At 40.3% G+C, this 18,437-nt stretch carries 12 protein-coding genes; all 12 read left to right on the forward strand.

The features are described from left to right. Window positions 1-8 precede the first annotated feature (8 nt). Window positions 9-1,049, forward strand: a complete 1,041-nt coding sequence (locus tag CWD90_RS14905) for an NAD-dependent epimerase/dehydratase family protein (protein WP_103476873.1) — start codon at window positions 9-11, stop codon at window positions 1,047-1,049. 154 nt (window positions 1,050-1,203) lie between these two features. Next, the gene (locus CWD90_RS14910) at window positions 1,204-2,271 is read left to right on the forward strand and encodes a dihydrodipicolinate synthase family protein (RefSeq protein WP_103476874.1); all 1,068 of its coding nucleotides are present in this window, start codon (window positions 1,204-1,206) and stop codon (window positions 2,269-2,271) included. Between the two features lie 9 nt (window positions 2,272-2,280). Continuing rightward, window positions 2,281-3,150, forward strand: coding sequence for a GNAT family N-acetyltransferase (locus CWD90_RS14915; protein WP_103476875.1), 870 nt, complete (start codon window positions 2,281-2,283; stop codon window positions 3,148-3,150). Window positions 3,151-3,305: 155 nt separating this feature from the next. Next, the gene (locus CWD90_RS14920; protein WP_192878032.1) at window positions 3,306-4,940 is read left to right on the forward strand and encodes a PQQ-dependent sugar dehydrogenase; all 1,635 of its coding nucleotides are present in this window, start codon (window positions 3,306-3,308) and stop codon (window positions 4,938-4,940) included. A 91-nt stretch (window positions 4,941-5,031) separates the two neighbouring features. Next, complete coding sequence (locus CWD90_RS14925) at window positions 5,032-6,444, forward strand: Gfo/Idh/MocA family protein (RefSeq protein ID WP_103476877.1); 1,413 nt, start codon at window positions 5,032-5,034, stop codon at window positions 6,442-6,444. 51 nt (window positions 6,445-6,495) lie between these two features. After that, window positions 6,496-6,660: a hypothetical protein gene (locus CWD90_RS23090; RefSeq protein ID WP_157941250.1), complete on the forward strand. Its 165-nt coding sequence runs from the start codon at window positions 6,496-6,498 to the stop codon at window positions 6,658-6,660. Between the two features lie 13 nt (window positions 6,661-6,673). Beyond that, window positions 6,674-8,344, forward strand: a complete 1,671-nt coding sequence (locus CWD90_RS14930) for a metallophosphoesterase (RefSeq protein ID WP_157941251.1) — start codon at window positions 6,674-6,676, stop codon at window positions 8,342-8,344. Between the two features lie 176 nt (window positions 8,345-8,520). Then, window positions 8,521-9,858, forward strand: coding sequence for a neutral/alkaline non-lysosomal ceramidase N-terminal domain-containing protein (locus tag CWD90_RS14935; protein ID WP_103476899.1), 1,338 nt, complete (start codon window positions 8,521-8,523; stop codon window positions 9,856-9,858). 119 nt (window positions 9,859-9,977) lie between these two features. Beyond that, window positions 9,978-13,025: a PVC-type heme-binding CxxCH protein gene (locus CWD90_RS14940; RefSeq protein ID WP_205161254.1), complete on the forward strand. Its 3,048-nt coding sequence runs from the start codon at window positions 9,978-9,980 to the stop codon at window positions 13,023-13,025. A 55-nt stretch (window positions 13,026-13,080) separates the two neighbouring features. Further along, complete coding sequence (locus CWD90_RS14945; protein ID WP_205161255.1) at window positions 13,081-14,904, forward strand: neutral/alkaline non-lysosomal ceramidase N-terminal domain-containing protein; 1,824 nt, start codon at window positions 13,081-13,083, stop codon at window positions 14,902-14,904. Between the two features lie 250 nt (window positions 14,905-15,154). Further along, window positions 15,155-16,387 (forward strand): metallophosphoesterase, encoded by a 1,233-nt coding sequence (locus CWD90_RS14950; RefSeq protein WP_103476879.1) that lies wholly within the window; start codon window positions 15,155-15,157, stop codon window positions 16,385-16,387. Next, window positions 16,344-18,152 carry a right-handed parallel beta-helix repeat-containing protein gene (locus CWD90_RS14955; RefSeq protein WP_103476880.1) on the forward strand — a complete coding sequence of 603 codons (1,809 nt, stop codon included), beginning with the start codon at window positions 16,344-16,346 and terminating at the stop codon, window positions 18,150-18,152. The genes CWD90_RS14950 and CWD90_RS14955 overlap by 44 nt, the downstream gene beginning before the upstream one ends. The last annotated feature ends 285 nt before the right edge of the window (window positions 18,153-18,437 follow it).

An 18,437-nucleotide genomic window follows, 5' to 3' on the forward strand; every position in this document is an offset into this window, starting at 1 on the left:
TAAGAACGATGATAAAGACATATCCTGAATTTTTTAAGAATGAAGAAGAACTGGAAGAAGCGATATCAAGACCAACTCCAGAAGTAGTAAAGATGATGGAGACACTGGAAGGAGATATAATCTTTTTAGGAGTTTCCGGGAAAATGGGTATTTCAATGGCCCATATGGCCAAAAGAGCCTGTGATATGGCGGGTATAAAAAAGAGAATAATCGGTGTTTCCAGATTTAGCCAACCTACAAATAAAGATTATTTGGAATCGCTCGGAATAGAAATAATATCAGGGGATCTTGTTGATCAAGAATTTGTAAAAAGCTTGCCGAAAGTGGAGAATGTCATTTATTTGGCAGGTACTAAATTTGGGACTGACGGTAATGAACCCTACACCTGGATTATGAATTCCTTTATCCCAGGTTTAGTGGTGGACCACTATAAAAATTCCCGTATCGTAGCCCTGTCTACAGGTTGTGTTTATCCTTTGGTCAATATAGATTCAGGAGGTTCATTGGAATCGGATCCAGCCTTGCCCATCGGAGAGTATGCACAATCATGCTTGGGGAGAGAGCGGCTATTTCAATATGGGAGTTTGGAACATAAAACCCCCATTTCCTTGATCAGGCTCAATTATGCGGTTGAAATGCGTTATGGCGTTTTAGTGGATATAGCCCTAAAAATTAAAAATAACCAACCGGTGGATGTTACAATGGGTTATGCCAATATTATTTGGCAGGGCGATGCCAACGCTTTTGTACTGCGTTCATTAATGTTGTGTGAAAATCCAGCTCGAATATTGAACCTTACAGGCTTGGAAAGAATCTCAATACATGATGTAGCCAAGAAATTGGGAAAACTTATGGGTAGGGAAGTGGTAATTACAGGAAAAGAAGATAAAGTTGCCCTGCTTTCAAACGCCTCCAATATTATTAAATCAATGGGCAAGCCAGTGGTTTCTGTTGACGAAATGATCAAATGGATTGCGGATTGGGTTAATTCAGAACAAAGAGTTCATGGGAAACCAACACATTTTGAAGTAAAAGATGGTAAGTATTAAGGTAGGTTGATTAATTCTAATTTTTGTGCAAGGATAAATTATGGACCCAAAACGGAATGGAATTGATAAAACATCAAGAATTATTTTTTACGAATACATAAATGGCTAACACTGGTAAGCCAGAAATAGCGATAATTAATTTTAGATAGTACATATGAACAATAATATATTATCAACCAAAGCAATGCAACTTCTTCATAAGGGGACGGTTATTCCGGCACACCCATTGGCTTTAAATAAACATAGAAAGTTAGATGAGAAAAGGCAAAGGGCGTTATCAAGATATTATCTGGATGCCGGAGTCGGTGGTTTGGCGGTAGGAGTTCATACCACCCAATTCGAGATTAGAAGGCCGGATGTAAATCTATTTAAGCCTGTATTAGAGTTGGCCAAAGAAGAAATTGACAATTATGCTTTAAAATCGAATAGGCCTATCGTTCGAATTGCGGGTGTAATCGGAAATACAAACCAAGCGTTACAGGAAGCTCAATTGGCCGTTGATCTTGGATATGACGCTGTTTTACTAAGTCTAGCCTCCTTGCCCGATGCTTCCAATAAACAATTGTTGGATCACTGTAGAGCGGTATCCGAAGTACTGCCAATAATAGGGTTTTATATGCAGACCGCTGTAGGAGGTCGGTATTTGGATTTTGACTTTTGGTATGAATTTGCTCAGATCAAGAATGTGGTTGCCATTAAAATGGCTCCTTTTAACAGGTATCAAACCTTCGATGTAGCGCGTGCAGTTGTAGAATCTGGTTGTGCGGAAAAAATAGCCTTATATACCGGTAATGATGATAACATCTTGGTGGATTTGATGACAGAATTCCAGATTCAGTCGGGAGGTAAGGTCATAAATAAGAGAATTGTAGGGGGGCTACTAGGGCATTGGTCGGTATGGGCAAAAGAAGCCGTTACTCTTTTAGAGGACATTAAAAAAGGGGTGTATGCCAATGATTCGGGGAAGCTTCTGACCATGGCTGCGAAAATTACAGATAGCAACGCTGCATTCTTTGACGCTGCCAATAATTTTTCAGGTTGTATCGTGGGGCTGCTTGAAGTTTTAAGGAGACAGGGTCTTTTAGAGGGTACATGGACCTTGAATGAAAACGATTGTTTAAGCTCAAAGCAAAAAGCGGAAATAGATAGAGTTTATAAAGCATATCCTGAATTAAATGATGACCATTTTGTCACTAAAAATTTAGAGGCCTGGCTCCAATAGTAGATTGATATGAGAATTGATCTAGAAAATATAGTTGTAAGACTAATGGACAATGCCGATATCTCCGGGGCAATGCAATTGGTGTTTGATGAAAATTGGAATCAAACAAAGGAGGATTGGCGGATGCTCCTAGGCCTAAATTCTAATTTATGCCTTGTAGCTGTATATAATGGAGCAGTAGTAGGTACGGTTACTGCCGTAAATTATAAAGATCAAGTGGCTTGGATAGGAATGATGCTGGTTTCTAAGAACTTCCGAGGTTTGGGTATTAGTAAAACTTTATTAAATACTGTAATTGAAAAGTTGGGGGATTGCAAATCAATTAAATTGGATGCAACACCTGCAGGAATACCGGTCTATAGAAAATTGGGTTTCCATGAAGAATTGGAAATCAACCGCATGGTAACAACTGAGATTAAGGGAAATACTGACAAAAGGAACATCGCACATATTAAGCTTATATCGGAAGACGATATTGAAGAATTATTACAGCTGGATTTAAAAATTTTTGGGGCGGATAGATTTGAATTGATCAATTCGCTAATCAATAGAAATGGATATAAAACTTGGTGTATTTTAAGAAACGAACGTATCGTAGGATATGTGCTAGGGCGGATTGGCCTTAATTTCTTTCAAGTAGGTCCGCTTATGGCAGAAACGGTTGATGATGCAGTAAACCTTTTAGAAACTATTCTTGAACAATGCGTTGGTCAGTCCGTTGTAATCGACGTTTTGCACCATCAGGTTGCATTTAAACAACGATTAACTTCTTTAGGGTTTTCCTTTCAACGCTCATTCACAAGAATGTATTTAAAAAATAACTCCTTTTCGGGGGTAGCAAATAAACAGTTTTTAATTGCAGGTCCCGAATTGGGTTAGTTCCTTTAAAAGCAATGGGAAGAAGGCAAAAATAGGTGTTGGAATTATGTCTGCGTATCGGTAATTAAAATTTCCAATGTTTTGTTACCTCAAATTTTTTGTGGGATAACCTAATGTTTTCTATGGGCCATTGCAGATGCTTAATATTAAAAAACATGATGAAATTAAAACGAAATATAGTTGCAATGAGGCTCAGTCCTTATGTTTTATTGTTGGTAGTATTGAATTTTTCCTGTTTGGAACAAAATAAAAAGAGGCCTGAAGAAGTATCCTATCAGAAACATTTATTCAAAAAAACGCTGGAAACTTCCCAATTGGCAATATCTGTTGTTGCTTCAAATTTGAACAATCCTTGGGACTTATGTTGGGGTAATGATGATAGTAATATTTTATGGTTTACGGAAATAGAAGGAACAGTTAACCAGTTAAATACAGTTACAGGGGAGATAAAAACACTTTTAAGACTGGAGGACGTATTGGTTAAAAAGTCCTATGGATTATTAGGTTTCGTGGTTCACCCGGATATGGCACGACATCCATATGTGTTTTTACACTATACCTATTTAAAGAATGATGAATTACATTCTAAGTTAGTTAGATATACCTACAGCAAAGGGAGGTTGGAAAGTCCAAAAATATTATTAGAGGACATTCCTGGCGCCACGTATCATAACGGGAGTAGAATTGTTATTTCTCCAAAAAATAAAATTTTTATAAGCTTGGGTGATGCTGGAAATAAAAGAATGGCCCAAAGTGTTTCTGTATTAACGGGAAAGGTTTTGAGACTTAATCTTGATGGGACTATCCCAAGTGATAATCCTATTAAAGATAACCCTATATGGTCATGGGGACACCGAAACCCTCAAGGTTTGGTGATAGCCAATGGTAAATTATATAGTTCAGAACATGGAGAAGCCAATGATGATGAGATAAATATTATTGAAGCAGGAAGCAATTATGGTTGGCCAGATGTAACAGGTTACTGTAATGAGCCCTATGAAATTGGGTATTGCAAAGACTCTACAATAACGGAGCCTATTAAATCTTGGACTCCAACCATAGCCCCAGCAGGTATAGACTATTATGGGTCAGAAACAATCCCGGAATGGAATAATAGTCTATTGGTTGGCTCCCTAAAAGGCACGAGTTTAAGGGTTTTGAAACTTTCTTCGGATGGAACTGGTATAGAAGAAGAAACTGTGGCTTTTAACCGACAGTTTGGAAGGATAAGGGATGTAGTCTCTGCACCGAATGGAGATATTTATATATGTACAAGCAATAAAGACTGGCATCCAATTGCCAATCCAGAATTTTATAGTCCAGCAAAATTACCATTTGAGAATGATGACAGAATAATTAGAATTCACCAAGCAGGGGAAGATTTAAGAAATAGGTTGGCTGAGATGACTGAAAAGCAAGCGCCTCTTGATGTAGAAGCTATGGCCAATATGGATGGGACCGTACATAGCGAAGGTATGGCCATTTATCAAAAATATTGTGCTTCATGTCATAAAACCGATGGTTCCGGTAGTGATGGTTTCTTTCCTCCAATATCCAAAACTGAGGGAGTTGCTGATAAGGAAAGATTGATACGGACTGTGGTAAGTGGTTTGTCCGGGCCATTAGAGGTTCAAGGTAAATCATATAATCAGGAAATGCCCAGTTTTAAATTTTTGACAGACAAAGAATTGGCTGATGTGCTTACCTATGTCAGGGCTTCCTTTGGGAATAGTAAATCGAGCGTTACGGAGAATGAAGTAAACAAATATAAATCCATGCCAAATAACTAACAAGGTACTTATACCGAAGGTTACGTATTTGTATATGGCAATAACAAAATACTGGATAAACTCAAATATTTAATTAATCAAAATACAGACAATGAATTCGAACAGGAGAGATTTTCTAAGAAAAACATCCATTGCAGGAATGGGTTTGGCTATGGCGCCTGCATGGTCCAATTCCATAACGGACCACAATTTAAATAATATATCGGCAGCTAAGCCCGGTGCTACCTATATGGGTGGCTTTTCCGCCCCGAAACTGGATACGGTGAGATGTGCGTTTATAGGCGTGGGGTCCCGCGGATCTGGTCATGTACAGCAGATTGCGGCCATTGAAGGTACCGAAGTGGTGGCGATCAGTGATCTATACGAAGACTTGGCCGAAAAATCCGCAAAGGTATGTAAGGAGCATGGTGCGGGAACCCGCCACAAGAAGATAAAGTTGTACACCAATGGTGAAAACGATTGGAAAAAAATGTTAAAAAAGGAAAAGCCCGATGCTGTTTTTGTCTGTACCCCATGGGAATTACATGCCCCTATGGCCATTGAGGCCATGAAAAGCGGAGCCCATGTATTTGTGGAAGTCCCCCTAGCTCTTACCATAGAAGAAATGTGGGAAATAGTAGATACTTCCGAGAAGACCCAGAGGCATTGTATGATGATGGAGAATGTTAATTACAACAGGGAAGAACTACTTTACCTGAACATGTGCCGAAAAGGTGTTATTGGGGAATTGCTCCATGGTGAAGCTTCCTATATCCATGAATTAAGATCACAGATGAACGATGTGGAACGTGGCACAGGTTCATGGCGTACCCAGCATTATGCCCATCGCAATGGTAATCTGTATCCTACACATGGATTGGGCCCGGTTGCCCAATACATGAATTTGGCCAGGGGAGAGGATAATTTTAAATTTATTAACTCCTTTTCTTCACCCGGCAAAGGACGTAACCTATATGCAGCCAAAAACTTTCCTTCGGACCATAAATGGAACAAGTTGGACTTTAAGGGAGGGGATATCAATACATCTATTGTAAAAACCAACCTGGGCAGAACTATAATGGTACAATGGGACGAAACCAGTCCTAGGCCCTACACCAGACATAATCTGATACAGGGAACAAAGGGCACCTTGACCGGTTTCCCGACCAGGGTTGCTTTGGAAGGTGGGGTAGAAGGAGGTCCTGATAGCCATCATGAATACGCAGAAGGGGATCAATTACAGAAAATATTTGAGAAATACGAACACCCGTTGTACCTCCGACTGGGCGAACTGGCCACCAAAATGGGCGGTCATGGAGGAATGGACTTTATAATGAGATACCGGATTATTGAGTGTTTAAGAAAAGGGGAACCCTTAGATCAAAACGTATACGAAGGTTGTTATTGGAGTGCAGTAGGGACCTTGAGTGAAGTTTCTGTGGCCCAGAATGGTGCTCCACAGGCATTTCCCGATTTTACTAGGGGCAATTGGAAAACAACTGAGCCTTTAGGGATAGTTGGTTAATATTATTTACAAGGAATAAATATATGGTGAATGCCTTCTGAATAAACATTATTGATAGTTGGTTCAGAAGGCAATGACCTAAAAAACAATGAAAATCATGAAGCCGCTTTAAATGCAATTGAACCTGGTTTAAACCAACTTGGACCAATCACATTGTCACCTCAACTTAAAGAATTAGACTACCTAAAGGATTCCGATCAAGTTGAAAAAGCTTAAACAAGGAAAAATTATGATTAAAAAAAGTGCTCTTATTTTATTGATGCTATTAACGGTGTCTTCATTTTCGCAAACTTCAATTGTAAATATTCCTAATGCAAGTGCTACCTCGGTCTCTAAAAATGTTGACCTTCCAAAGAATTCTCCTTCCGCAGTTGTAGAAAGAGGTCCTTATATGCAAAGCGGTACACCAACAAGTGTTATTATAAGATGGAGAACAGATAGTGCAACGGAATCTGTTGTTAATTTCGGGACCTCATTAGGGTCATTGTCTATGAAAGAGTCCAGTGCTAATTTAACAACGGAACATGAAGTTACTTTATCTGGGTTAACTCCCAACACAAAATATTATTTCAATATTGGTAATCAAACAGAAGTGCTATCCGAAAGTGATTCGGGCGATATGTATCTAATAACAGCACCTATTGCAGGCACCAAACAATTTGTGCGTGCATGGATTTTGGGCGATCCTGGTACTGGTAATAATAACCAAAGGAATGTGCGCGATGCGTACTACAAGTATGTGGCAACTGCGCCAATAAACCAGGATAAAACGGATATGATGTTGTTTTTAGGGGATAACGCCTATCATACTGGAACAGATGCCGAATATCAAAATGCCTTTTTTGATGTGTATGGGGATATGTTTGAAAAATCCGTAGCTTGGTCCTGCCTGGGGAACCATGATGGTGACTCTGCAGATTCGGCTACACAATCGGGTCCGTATTATGATGTTTTTACCTTTCCGACAGCAGGAGAAGCCGGGGGAACAGCATCGGGAACAGAGGCCTATTATTCCTTTGATTATGCCAACATTCATTTTATAATTCTAGACTCCCATCATTCAAGTCGTACCATCGGAGGCGCTATGTTCAATTGGGCACAGACCGATATTCAAAACACAACACAGGATTGGATAGTAACTTTGTTTCATCATCCAGCCTACTCTAAAGGGTCACATGACTCTGATGTTGATCACCGACCAATTGAAATGCGGGAAAAATTTATGCCCATGTTGGAAGCTAACGGAGTAGATCTTATATTAAATGGTCATAGCCACTCTTATGAACGCTCTTATTTCTTAAACGGACATCAAGGATTTTCCAATACTTTTAACTCAGCAGAAATTAATAAAGGCGGGCATACCGTTGGACCACAAGGAAATGGGGACGGTAAAGCAGATAGTGATGGTGCCTATCAAAAAACTAGTGCAGCTTCAGAAGGTGCTGTTTATATAACTACAGGCTCTGCCGGTCAAATATCTGGCGGAGACTTGAACCACCAAGCCATGTCCGTGTCGTTGAACAAACTGGGGTCCTGTGTTATGGAAATTGAAGATGATGGAATGGGCGGGCAAAATCTGACCGTAAAGTTTATAAGAGAAACTGATGAGGTCGATGATTATTTCACCATCAACAAATCAGGTATAACACTTAAAGCCAATGCAAACAAAGCTGTAACAAGGAATAAAGTGCTTATTTATAATTCCGAAAATGATTTGGTTAAGATCAACGTAAATCTTAATGAACGGTTAAAGAAAGTTAAATTCTATAATAACATTGGGAAATTGGTAAAGAAGAGTAGAAAAGAAACTTTCAATGTTAGCAAGTTGCCAAAAGGCATATATGTTGTGGAGATAATAACAAACAAAAAAACGTACAACGAATCTGTTGTGATAGAATAATTTAGTAAATAAATTATTCCTAAATTGACCAGTGAGTAGTATCCAATTTAAAGAATTTCCTCCAAAGAGGAACCAAAACCTATGGGAAAGGGATGAAATCAACCCATAAAAATAAAAGATGTTAGCTTGGTGATGGAAGCTACTAACGAAATTAATAATTTAATTCCTCCATGATAATGCGAAATCTTGTTGTAGTTTTTTTTCTTTTATTTATTTCTGAAGTGTCTTTGGCCCAACAGTTTAATTCTTCAGTTGCAAAAGAAAAAGCACCGTCTACAATGTTTAGGGCATCGGTAGTTAAAGTGGACATTACTCCTAAAGGCCCCCAATGGCTGCTGGGTTATGGTCCACGACAATCGACAGAAGTCCATGATAATATTTACCATCGTATTATGGCTATGGATGATGGTACAAGTAAGTTTGTTATAGTATCATCTGAATTATGCGTTCTTTCTCCATCCGAGTATGATCTTATTGCGGCCAAACTTGAAGATAAATTTGGAATTGGTCCAATTAATTTCTGGTGGACAGTTACCCATACCCACTCTGCCCCAGAAGTGGGTGCTCCAGGACTTCCGGCTGTTTTTATGGGGGAACGCTATCAACATGAAGCTAATCCAGAATATACTTTGGAAGTGGAGGAAAAGCTTATAAAAGGAATTTCGGAAGCGCTCAAAAACCTTGAACCAGCACGCTTAGGTGTGGGCTGGGGCTTCTCGCAAGCAAATATCAACCGTAGGGCTTTGGATATAGATGGCAAGGCTTCCCTTGGCATGAACCCTGATGGAGCGGTTGACAGACGTATTGGTCTGTTACGAATTGATAAGGAAGATGGAAGCCCATTGGTTCTAATCTCCAATTATGCCATTCATGGAACGGTTTTGGGACAAAGTAACCTAAAAATTAGTGGTGATGCCCCTGGTATTGTCTCGGAGTATGTTGAGCAAAAGATTGGAGCCCCGCTTCTCTTTATTAATGGTGCCGCTGGCGATATTGCTCCCATATATAGTACCTACCCAACTCCTGGGTCTGGCCATTTAGGGCAATTCCGGGTGCTATTGGGAGACAAAATTATTGAAGCCAACCAAAGGATTTTATCCACGACCAATGTGGTGAAATTACATTCCGGAGCAATGATTGTTGAAACCCCTCGGAAACCAGGTCTGGGATGGCCATCGGACCTCGGGAACTACACACGGACTACGGATGACGGAAAAAATATAGTGAAACTTCCAATACGCTTCTTAAATATCAACGATGATGTGGCCATCTGGAGTGCTCCCTTGGAATTGTTCAATGAAATATCGAACGAAATACGCAATCGTTCCCCATTCCCTTTTACTTTTTATTTTGGATACACCAACGGCTGGCTAGGGTATTTGCCCACCGCTGCTTCATGGGAACAAGGGGGGTATGAAGTAGAAACAGTTTCTCCCTTTACATCTTCTGCAGAAATTGAACTTAAGGAGGCAGTTCTGGGATATCTTGAAGGGCGATCAAAGGATGGCTTCTAATCCAGCTACCCCCTAAGTATAGGAACACTTTAAAAGTTAAAAAATCATTGTTAAAGGGCAATATATATAACCGATTTAACCTATGAATTTATAATCTTTGGTTAAATTAAATATTAGGAATGAAAAAGAACTGCCTATATGCCTATAAACCATGTTTTCTTTTTTCGTTTTGTATTTTACTTTTAATTAGTACAAGTTGTCGGAATGTTTCTGACACACCATTTAGTGAATCAGCTGTCCATGCTCTTTCTAGCATGGAGATTGCGCCACCTTTCCAGATAGAACTGCTTGCTTCCGAACCATTGATATCGGATCCTGTAGATATGATGATAGATGAAAATGGAGAAATTTATGTCGTAGAAATGCATGGATATCCACTTGATGAAAGTGGCACCGGAAAAATTAAACTGTTAAGGGATAGCAATGGTGATGGACAAATTGATAGTAGCATTGTTTTTGCCGATGGACTAACGCTTCCCACGGGAATCATGCGTTGGAAGAAGGGTGTCATAGTCACAGATGCTCCCAATGTTCTTTACCTGGAAGATACTAACAATGACGGCAAAGCAGATGTTAGGGAAACCATACTAACAGGATTTGCCTTGTCAAATCCACAACACAACCTCAATAATCCTTTGTATGGCCTGGATAATTGGATATATCTGGCCCATGAATCTTCGGTGGCTACCCAAGCCTATAAGAAGGAGTTCGGTGATGAAGGGGAAGCTATTCTCTATCCTTCCGAACCTGAGGGTTCACGTCTTCCAAAAAATGCCAATGGCAGAAATGTCCGTTTCCGACCGGACAGTCATGAACTGGAAATGACCGCTGCCGCCTCTCAATTTGGTCAAACATTTGATTCCTGGGGCAATCACTTCCTACTTAACAATTCCAATCACATCTACCAAGAACTTATAGCCGAGCGATATCTGCAACGAAACCCAGACCTTCTTGTAACAAGAGTTACCCGAAACCTTTCCGACCATGGGCAACCGGCAGATGTGTTTCCCATAACTAAAGACCCACAGCACCAATTACTGACCACCGTAGGGGTTTTTACCTCTGCTGCCGGCCTTGAAATGTACCAAGGGGGTGCTTTTTCAGAAGATTTTGATAAAGTGAGTTTCGTAGCAGAGCCTGTAAATAATCTAGTACATGCAGACTATATAAAAGATGATGGGGTTAGCTTTAAAGCCTCCCGTGTTTATAACCAAAAGGAATTTTTGGCATCTACCGATTCTTGGTTTCGTCCCGTCAATATTTATACCGGACCCGATGGTGCCCTTTATGTAATTGATTATTACAGGAAATTTATAGAACATCCTGAGTGGATGGCAAAAGAAGTGGTAGAATCGGGCGAACTTTATGAAGGCACCGATAAGGGTCGAATTTATCGCATTACCCCAATTGGATCAAAATCTGCAGATTTGTCCAAAAGGTTGAACCTGGCAGGTGCTTCTATTGGGCAACTTGTAGAGGCTTTGACCAACAATAATATTTGGTGGCGTAGAAATGCTCAACGTATATTACTGGATAGGAACGAGAAAGAGGCGATACCTTTATTAACGGAAATGGCAAAGAACATTGACTCCCCATTGGGCCGGCTACATGCCTTGTGGACCCTCGAAGGATTAGGGCAGCTTGCCCCGGAAATGATAAAACAGGCGTTTAAGGACCCCATTGCGGGAATAAGAGAAAATGCCATCAGACTGGCGGAGTTGCACCTTAGTGAAACTTCTGATCTTAGTGATGCTTTGCTATCGCTAAAGGAAGATGAAGACCCCAAGGTAAGGTATCAATTGTTACTGACATTAGGATTTGTTGATACACCAGCTGTTTCACAGGCACGGCAAGACCTTCTGTTTAAAGATATAGAGGACGAGTGGTTTCAAATTGCAGCGCTTTCGGCTTCCTCCGTTCAGCATAGTACGTTGTTGGATGCCGTCATCGTTCACTCCGCGGTGGATGTTTCAGCATATACCTCACTGATCCATAAATTGAGCGCTATGATTGGAAGGTCTGGAAAGCTAAAGGAAATTCAAGACTTAGTGCAAAGGGCAACAAAGAAGGATTCAAAAGAGGTATCTGAGTGGCAGTCATCTGTCCTCAAAGGCTTGGCGCAGGGCCTTAAAAGCAAGGAATTAGTTTCTTCAGATTTTCAGCAGGTTCAAAATTCATTAATTCGAGCGTTTTTTGAACATACTTCAGAATCGGTTCGGGAGGGTTCCTTACAAATGTTGCAAGTGATAGGTCTTGCTGATAGTCCAATAACAACAACTGCCTTAGATCGTGCCGAAAAAACAATAGGTAACAAACACCAATCTATAGAACATAGGGCAGAGGCGGTATATTTTCTAGCCCTTAACAATCCTGAAAAACATATTCCATTGCTTAAAGGGCTAATTACACCTGGTGAGGCATTGCCAGTTCAACTGGCGGCATTGCGTACCCTTAGTGCCATACCCGGACAGATTATTAGTGCATATCTTTTGGAGCAATGGAAAGTATTGTCTCCTGAAGTAAGAAAGGCCGCTATTCAGACTTTTTTAAAGGATCCGATTAGGGTTAAATTACTCCTGGACGCAATTGATGCAGGACAAATTCAGAAAACGAACTTGGGCCAAGGTCATAAAATTCAACTTATGACCCAGCATGATCAAGCACTTAAGGACCGAGCCCGTACCATGTTTTCTGAAAATGATGATCATCAACGCCAAGAGATAATAGAACGTTATAAAAGTGCACTAGAACTTAATGGAAACCCATTAGAGGGAAAGCAAGTGTTCCTTCAAAATTGTGCTTCCTGCCATCAAATAGGAGGTGAAATTGGAACAGATTTCGGTCCCGATCTTGCCACCATCAGAAATCGGCGACCTGCTTCCATTCTCAATGATATTATAAATCCCGCCCAATCTATCGCCGATGGTTTTGATCTGTGGACAGTTATGCTTAATGATGGTGAATCAATTCAGGGAGTTGTTTCGGCGGAAACTCCCACTGCTATCACCCTGCACCAAATAGGGGGACAGGAAACAACTATTTCCCGTGCAGATATTAAGTCATTAGTACCACTAGGCATGTCAGCTATGCCAGTTGGACTCGAGAATAATATTGATCTACAGGAAATGGCAGATCTGTTAGCCTATATACGGGATGTAAAAAAATAGTATTATCGGTTTAAAACTAAGCAGGTAGAAAAGTTTCAATTCAAATGAAATAATTATGGATTCTCTAAAAGTAAAATTATCACTGGCACAATTAAACCCAAAAAAAATCTTGGGTGGACATTCAAGAATTTGTGGTGTTAGCTACCTTATCACTGTTTTTATTCTGTTGATTTCATTCCAATCTATGTCTGGAAATTCATTCGTACAAGATGAATTGTTAGTGCGGCCAGAATCCAATGGCTCGTTAAGTTTAAATGCGGAAAAGGGTAAGGCAATAGGTCCGGAGATCAAATATATGCCAGAATGGAAAGCTTTCGGTTGGTTTACGGCAAAGGACAGGGTAGAATGGAACGTTTTGGTAAACAAAAGTGGAGAATATGATGTCTTCTTAGAATGGTCCGTATCAGATATTGAAGCTGGTAAGCCTTTTGTTTTTAAAGCAGGAAATAAGGAATTGAAAAATAATGTTGCTAAATCCGGTTCATGGGAGACCTTTAAAAGTAAAAAAATAGGTAGTGTCCATTTAACGGCAGGTCGGCAGTTGATGGTTTTTAAGCCAGACTCTAAATTTAAGGAAGGTGCGCTGTTAGATTTAAGGGAAATAAGATTAGTTCCAATTGAAACCAAAGTTGGGGTGCAGAATTCGACCATAGGGAACGAATTTAGAGCGGCCGTTGTCAAAAAAAGTATCACCCCAGCGGATAGCCAATATCTTCTTGGCTATGGAGAACGAAAATCGGAGAGTGTCCACGATAGTATTTTTCATCGGATTGTTGCAATGGATGACGGTACAAAACAATTTTTTATCGTATCGACAGATATCTGCTTGTTTTCCCCATCGGAATATGATAAGGTAGCAGATAGGCTCCAGAAACAACATGGAATAAACCCAATTGATGTATGGTGGACGGTTACCCATACCCACTCGGCACCTGAAGTGGGCGTGCCAGGTATTTATGGCACCTATATGGGTGAACGAATTCAACACGAAATCGACCCCGTTTATACTGCCATGGTGGAACAGAAATTAATTGATGGAATTTTAGAGGCCAGGAAGAACCTTGAACCAGCACGTTTAGGTGTGGGCTGGGGTTTCTCACAGGCAAATATTAACCGTAGGGCTTTGGATGTTGATGGAAAGGCCTCCTTGGGTATGAATCCTGATGGGGCTGTTGACAGACGTATTGGCCTGATGCGAATTGATAGGGAAGATGGAAGCCCACTGGCGCTGCTCTCCAATTATGCCATTCATGGAACGGTTTTGGGACATGGTAACTTAAAAATTAGTGGTGATGCCCCGGGAATTGTCTCGGAGTATGTGGAGCAAAAGATTGGGGCACCGGTTCTCTTTATTAATGGTGCTGCGGGTAATCTGGCCCCCATTTATAGTACTTACCCAACGCCGGGGTCTGGCCGTTTAGGACAATTCCGGGTGCTATTGGGAGATAAAATTATTGAAGCGAACCGAAGGATTTTATCCACGACCAATGAGGTTAAATTACATGCAGGAGCAATGGTTGTTGAAACCCCTAGGAAACCAGATCTTGGATGGCCATCGGACCTCGGGAACTACACACGAACTACGGATGATGGAATGAATATAGTACGACTTCCAATCCGCTTCTTAAACATAAACGATGATGTGGCGATATGGAGTGCTCCCTTGGAGCTGTTCAATGAAATATCGAACGAAATTCGCGATCGTTCCCCTTTCCCTTTTACGTTCTATTTTGGGTACACCAATGGCTGGCTCGGGTATTTGCCTACTACGTCGGCTTGGCAACACGGAGGTTATGAAGTAGAAACAGTTTCTCCCTTTACATCTTCGGCTGAAACAGAACTAAAGGAGGCAGTTTTGGGGTATTTATTGGGATTGTAAAAAGGTAAAAACCTTTAGGTGCTAGTTTGTGTTTCTAGCTGTATTTATGATTTGGGAATATCGGCGGCGGCTAGATTGCAATTGAATGGTATACCGTAGTTTGGAAATAATTTAGGGAATTGAACATGTTGAGGGTAAGTATGGCTCGGGTGTAGCAATCAGGCAAGGTTAAAGTTAAGGAAGGGAGAATAATATTAATCACACTGCTGGATATGGATGACCTATAAAGGCACCCTTAAAATATTGTAAAATGGACAAAAGCAATAACATTTCAAAAAAAGAAGGGCTCAACAAAGGTAGGAGGGGATTCATGGGCGATTTAACCAAAATCACCCTAGTTGGGGCATCTTTGCCGTTAACCTCCGCAATGGCAATTCCTGAAACCCGTGAAGATGAATTACAAATCTTGGCAGCACCTTACCTTCAGGATTTATCGGAAATTTCTATAAGCATTACTTTCATAATGAATAATAGGGCACATAGTTGGGTGGAATATGGTGAAAAGGAACTATGGCTAAAAGCAGAGTCCACAGAGGATGGATTTGTGAAGGCCAATAACCGTCTTAATAAAATCAGGATAAATGGGCTTACACCCAATACAACTTATAAGTATAGAGTTATGAGTAGGGAAATTATAATGTTCGATCCTTATGAACTAGTTTTTGGGGAGACGTTAACGGGGGATATCCATACTTTTCGTACGCCTAAAAAAGATTCGGATACCGTTTCCTGTGTGATTCTGAATGACATCCATGACCGACCTTATTCTTTTTCGGATCTACTTTCATTGAACAAAGACTTTCCTTTTGATTTTGTGGCACTCAATGGAGATATGTTCGATCATCAAACTGATGAGCAACAGCTAATAGATCACTTGATAACACCCTGTACTACACTTTTTGCTAGTCATAGGCCTTTCCTTATGATTCGAGGGAATCATGAGACTAGGGGCAAGTTTGCCAGAAATATCAAAGATTATTTTACCTTTCCCGATAATGAATACTACTTCTCCTTTAAACAGGGCCCTGTACACTGGATCGTATTGGATACTGGAGAGGATAAAGAAGATGAGACACCTGTTTATGGTGATATTGTATGTTTTGATGCCTTTAGGGAAAAACAGGCAAAATGGCTAGAGGAAGAGTTGCAAAGCCTTAAGTTCAAAAATTGTAAGTTTCGTGTAGTACTTATGCACATCCCACCTTTTTATTCCGGGGACTGGCACGGAACAACCCACTGTAGAAAACTTTTCCATCCCATTTTTGAGAATCATGGGGTAAATATGGTGATATCAGGTCATACTCACCGCTATGGGGTCCATCCCCCTTCGGAAGAACATAATTATCCTATAATAATTGGTGGTGGACCTAAAACGGGAAACAGGACACTCATACAGTTTAAAGCGGATGATTTGGAATTGGAGGTTCAAATGATCAGGGATGATGGAACCAATGTGGGTAAATACAGAATTGGAAATGAATAATAATTACACAGTTTATTTAGGAACCCTTTTATTGATATTTTGTCTTCCTTGCCTAGGAAGTGCGCAAATAGAAAAATCAGATTGCAAAATTATAAAGGCAACAGAATTTGGCGCCTTGCCTAATGACGAAAAAGATGATACAGAGGCTCTGAGACGTGCTGTACGATCGGCGGCATCTTCCCAAGAATGTGCCATTTTGTATATTGAGCCAGGCACTTACCACATATCGGATCCACTAGCACTAAAGATCCAAGAGGAGGCCATGTCAGGAAAATTGGGTGCAAATCCCCAGGACAAATTATTCATTCCCAATCAGGAATATGCCATTGGCCTTGATTTTGATGAAGCAGAGAATCTGGTCATTGAGGCAGCTGGAGTGCAATTGCTCTGTGATGGATGGATGGAGCCACTTTCGTTTCGGAACACTAAAAATATTACCTTAAACGGAATCACTATAGATTATAAGCGAAGACCCAACAATCAAGGGGAAGTTACGTCCTTGGGGAGCAACTATGTTGAGGTGTATTTTACAGACAAGGAGATGCTGCAACACAATCAGATTGTATTGCGTATTATGGTGTTCGACAAAAAGAAAAATTCCTTTACCGGTGCAGGGGTCTATCATGAGAAAATGGAATTCGTGGGCCCCAATACTGTGCGCTTTTATGGAAAGAACATTAGGGGTCAATCGGAAATAGGTAATATGCTGCTCACCTTTTCAGGATATCATTATCGTCCTGCCATTTTAATTTATAAGACCCAAAATATTGAATTGAACCATGTAACCATACATTCCCAAGCAGGAATGGGAATTGTAGGGCATCTCAGTGAAAACATTAGCATGAATCACTTAAGGGTAGTGCCTTCTGAGGGCCGTTATGCCTCTACCAATACCGACGCTACCCATTTTGCCACGAACAGGGGGTTAATTAGGTTCAATGGCTGTGAGTTTGCTGGGCAAGGTGATGATGCCACCAATGTGCACACCTATTATGTTTCCATCGCCAATACTTCAAAAGAAGGATATTACGATATTATGGTCGATAGAAAGAATTATACCCATTCCTCTTATCTGGATGAACCCACGGAAGGTGATATAATGGCTTTGGTAGATAAAAATACCTTGGAAGAATTGGATTACCTTAGGGTAAGACGATTTTGGCCCTATCCATTGCAGGACAAGGTTAGGATCCAATTTGATGGAAAGCTACCTAAAAAAATAGAAGATTACTACCTAATTAATATATCGGCATCACCAAGATTGGAGTTTGTCAATAACACCATCCGTTCCCACAGGGCACGTTCAGTTTTAGTAAAGACCCGTAAGGTGTTGATTCAGAACAATTCTTTTGAAAATACGACCGGCACTGCCATACACTTGGGTGTTGAAGGTGATTGGGGTGAAGGACCTGCCTCTGAAGATGTGGTTATAAGGGGTAATAAATTTACCAATTGTGGTTTAGGCGGTCCCAATGACGGCACTTTAGACGGTGCATCGGCAATTGCACTTCATGTAAAGGCCAAAAACACCAGTGTGCAGGGACTGCATAGGCGCATTTTGATAGATAATAATACTATTTATGGAGGACAACATGCCATTGTTGTTAAGGGTTCAGAAGATGTGACCTTACGAAACAATACTTTTAAAAACATTGGTGGAGACCCCATTATTATTGGCTCATCAAAACGTGTTAGTGCTTATGATAACAAGGGTGCTGAAACATTGAAGACGGATGTTAATGTTCCTAGACTACCAAATTTATAGTCATGGAAAAAACCAATGAAAAAGACGATTGAACCCTTTTTTAGTACTGGAAAATGAGGATTCTACCCCATAATCAAAATTATAATTTTAGTTTTCTTTTTGATATTGTTAGCCGCCCAACCTAATGTTCTACGGTTATAATCGTAATTTATAACATATGAAAAGTTGATATTTTTTAGGCAATTCGGCTGCAACTGGCGGATTGGTGGTGGTAAATCCTATGTATGCATCTGACGTAAAAAGTGAAATTATATGACCCTAAAATTGTAAAATTACTGGAAGAAA

It is taken from the genome of Arenibacter catalasegens (assembly GCF_002909235.1).
Classification (GTDB): domain Bacteria; phylum Bacteroidota; class Bacteroidia; order Flavobacteriales; family Flavobacteriaceae; genus Arenibacter; species Arenibacter catalasegens.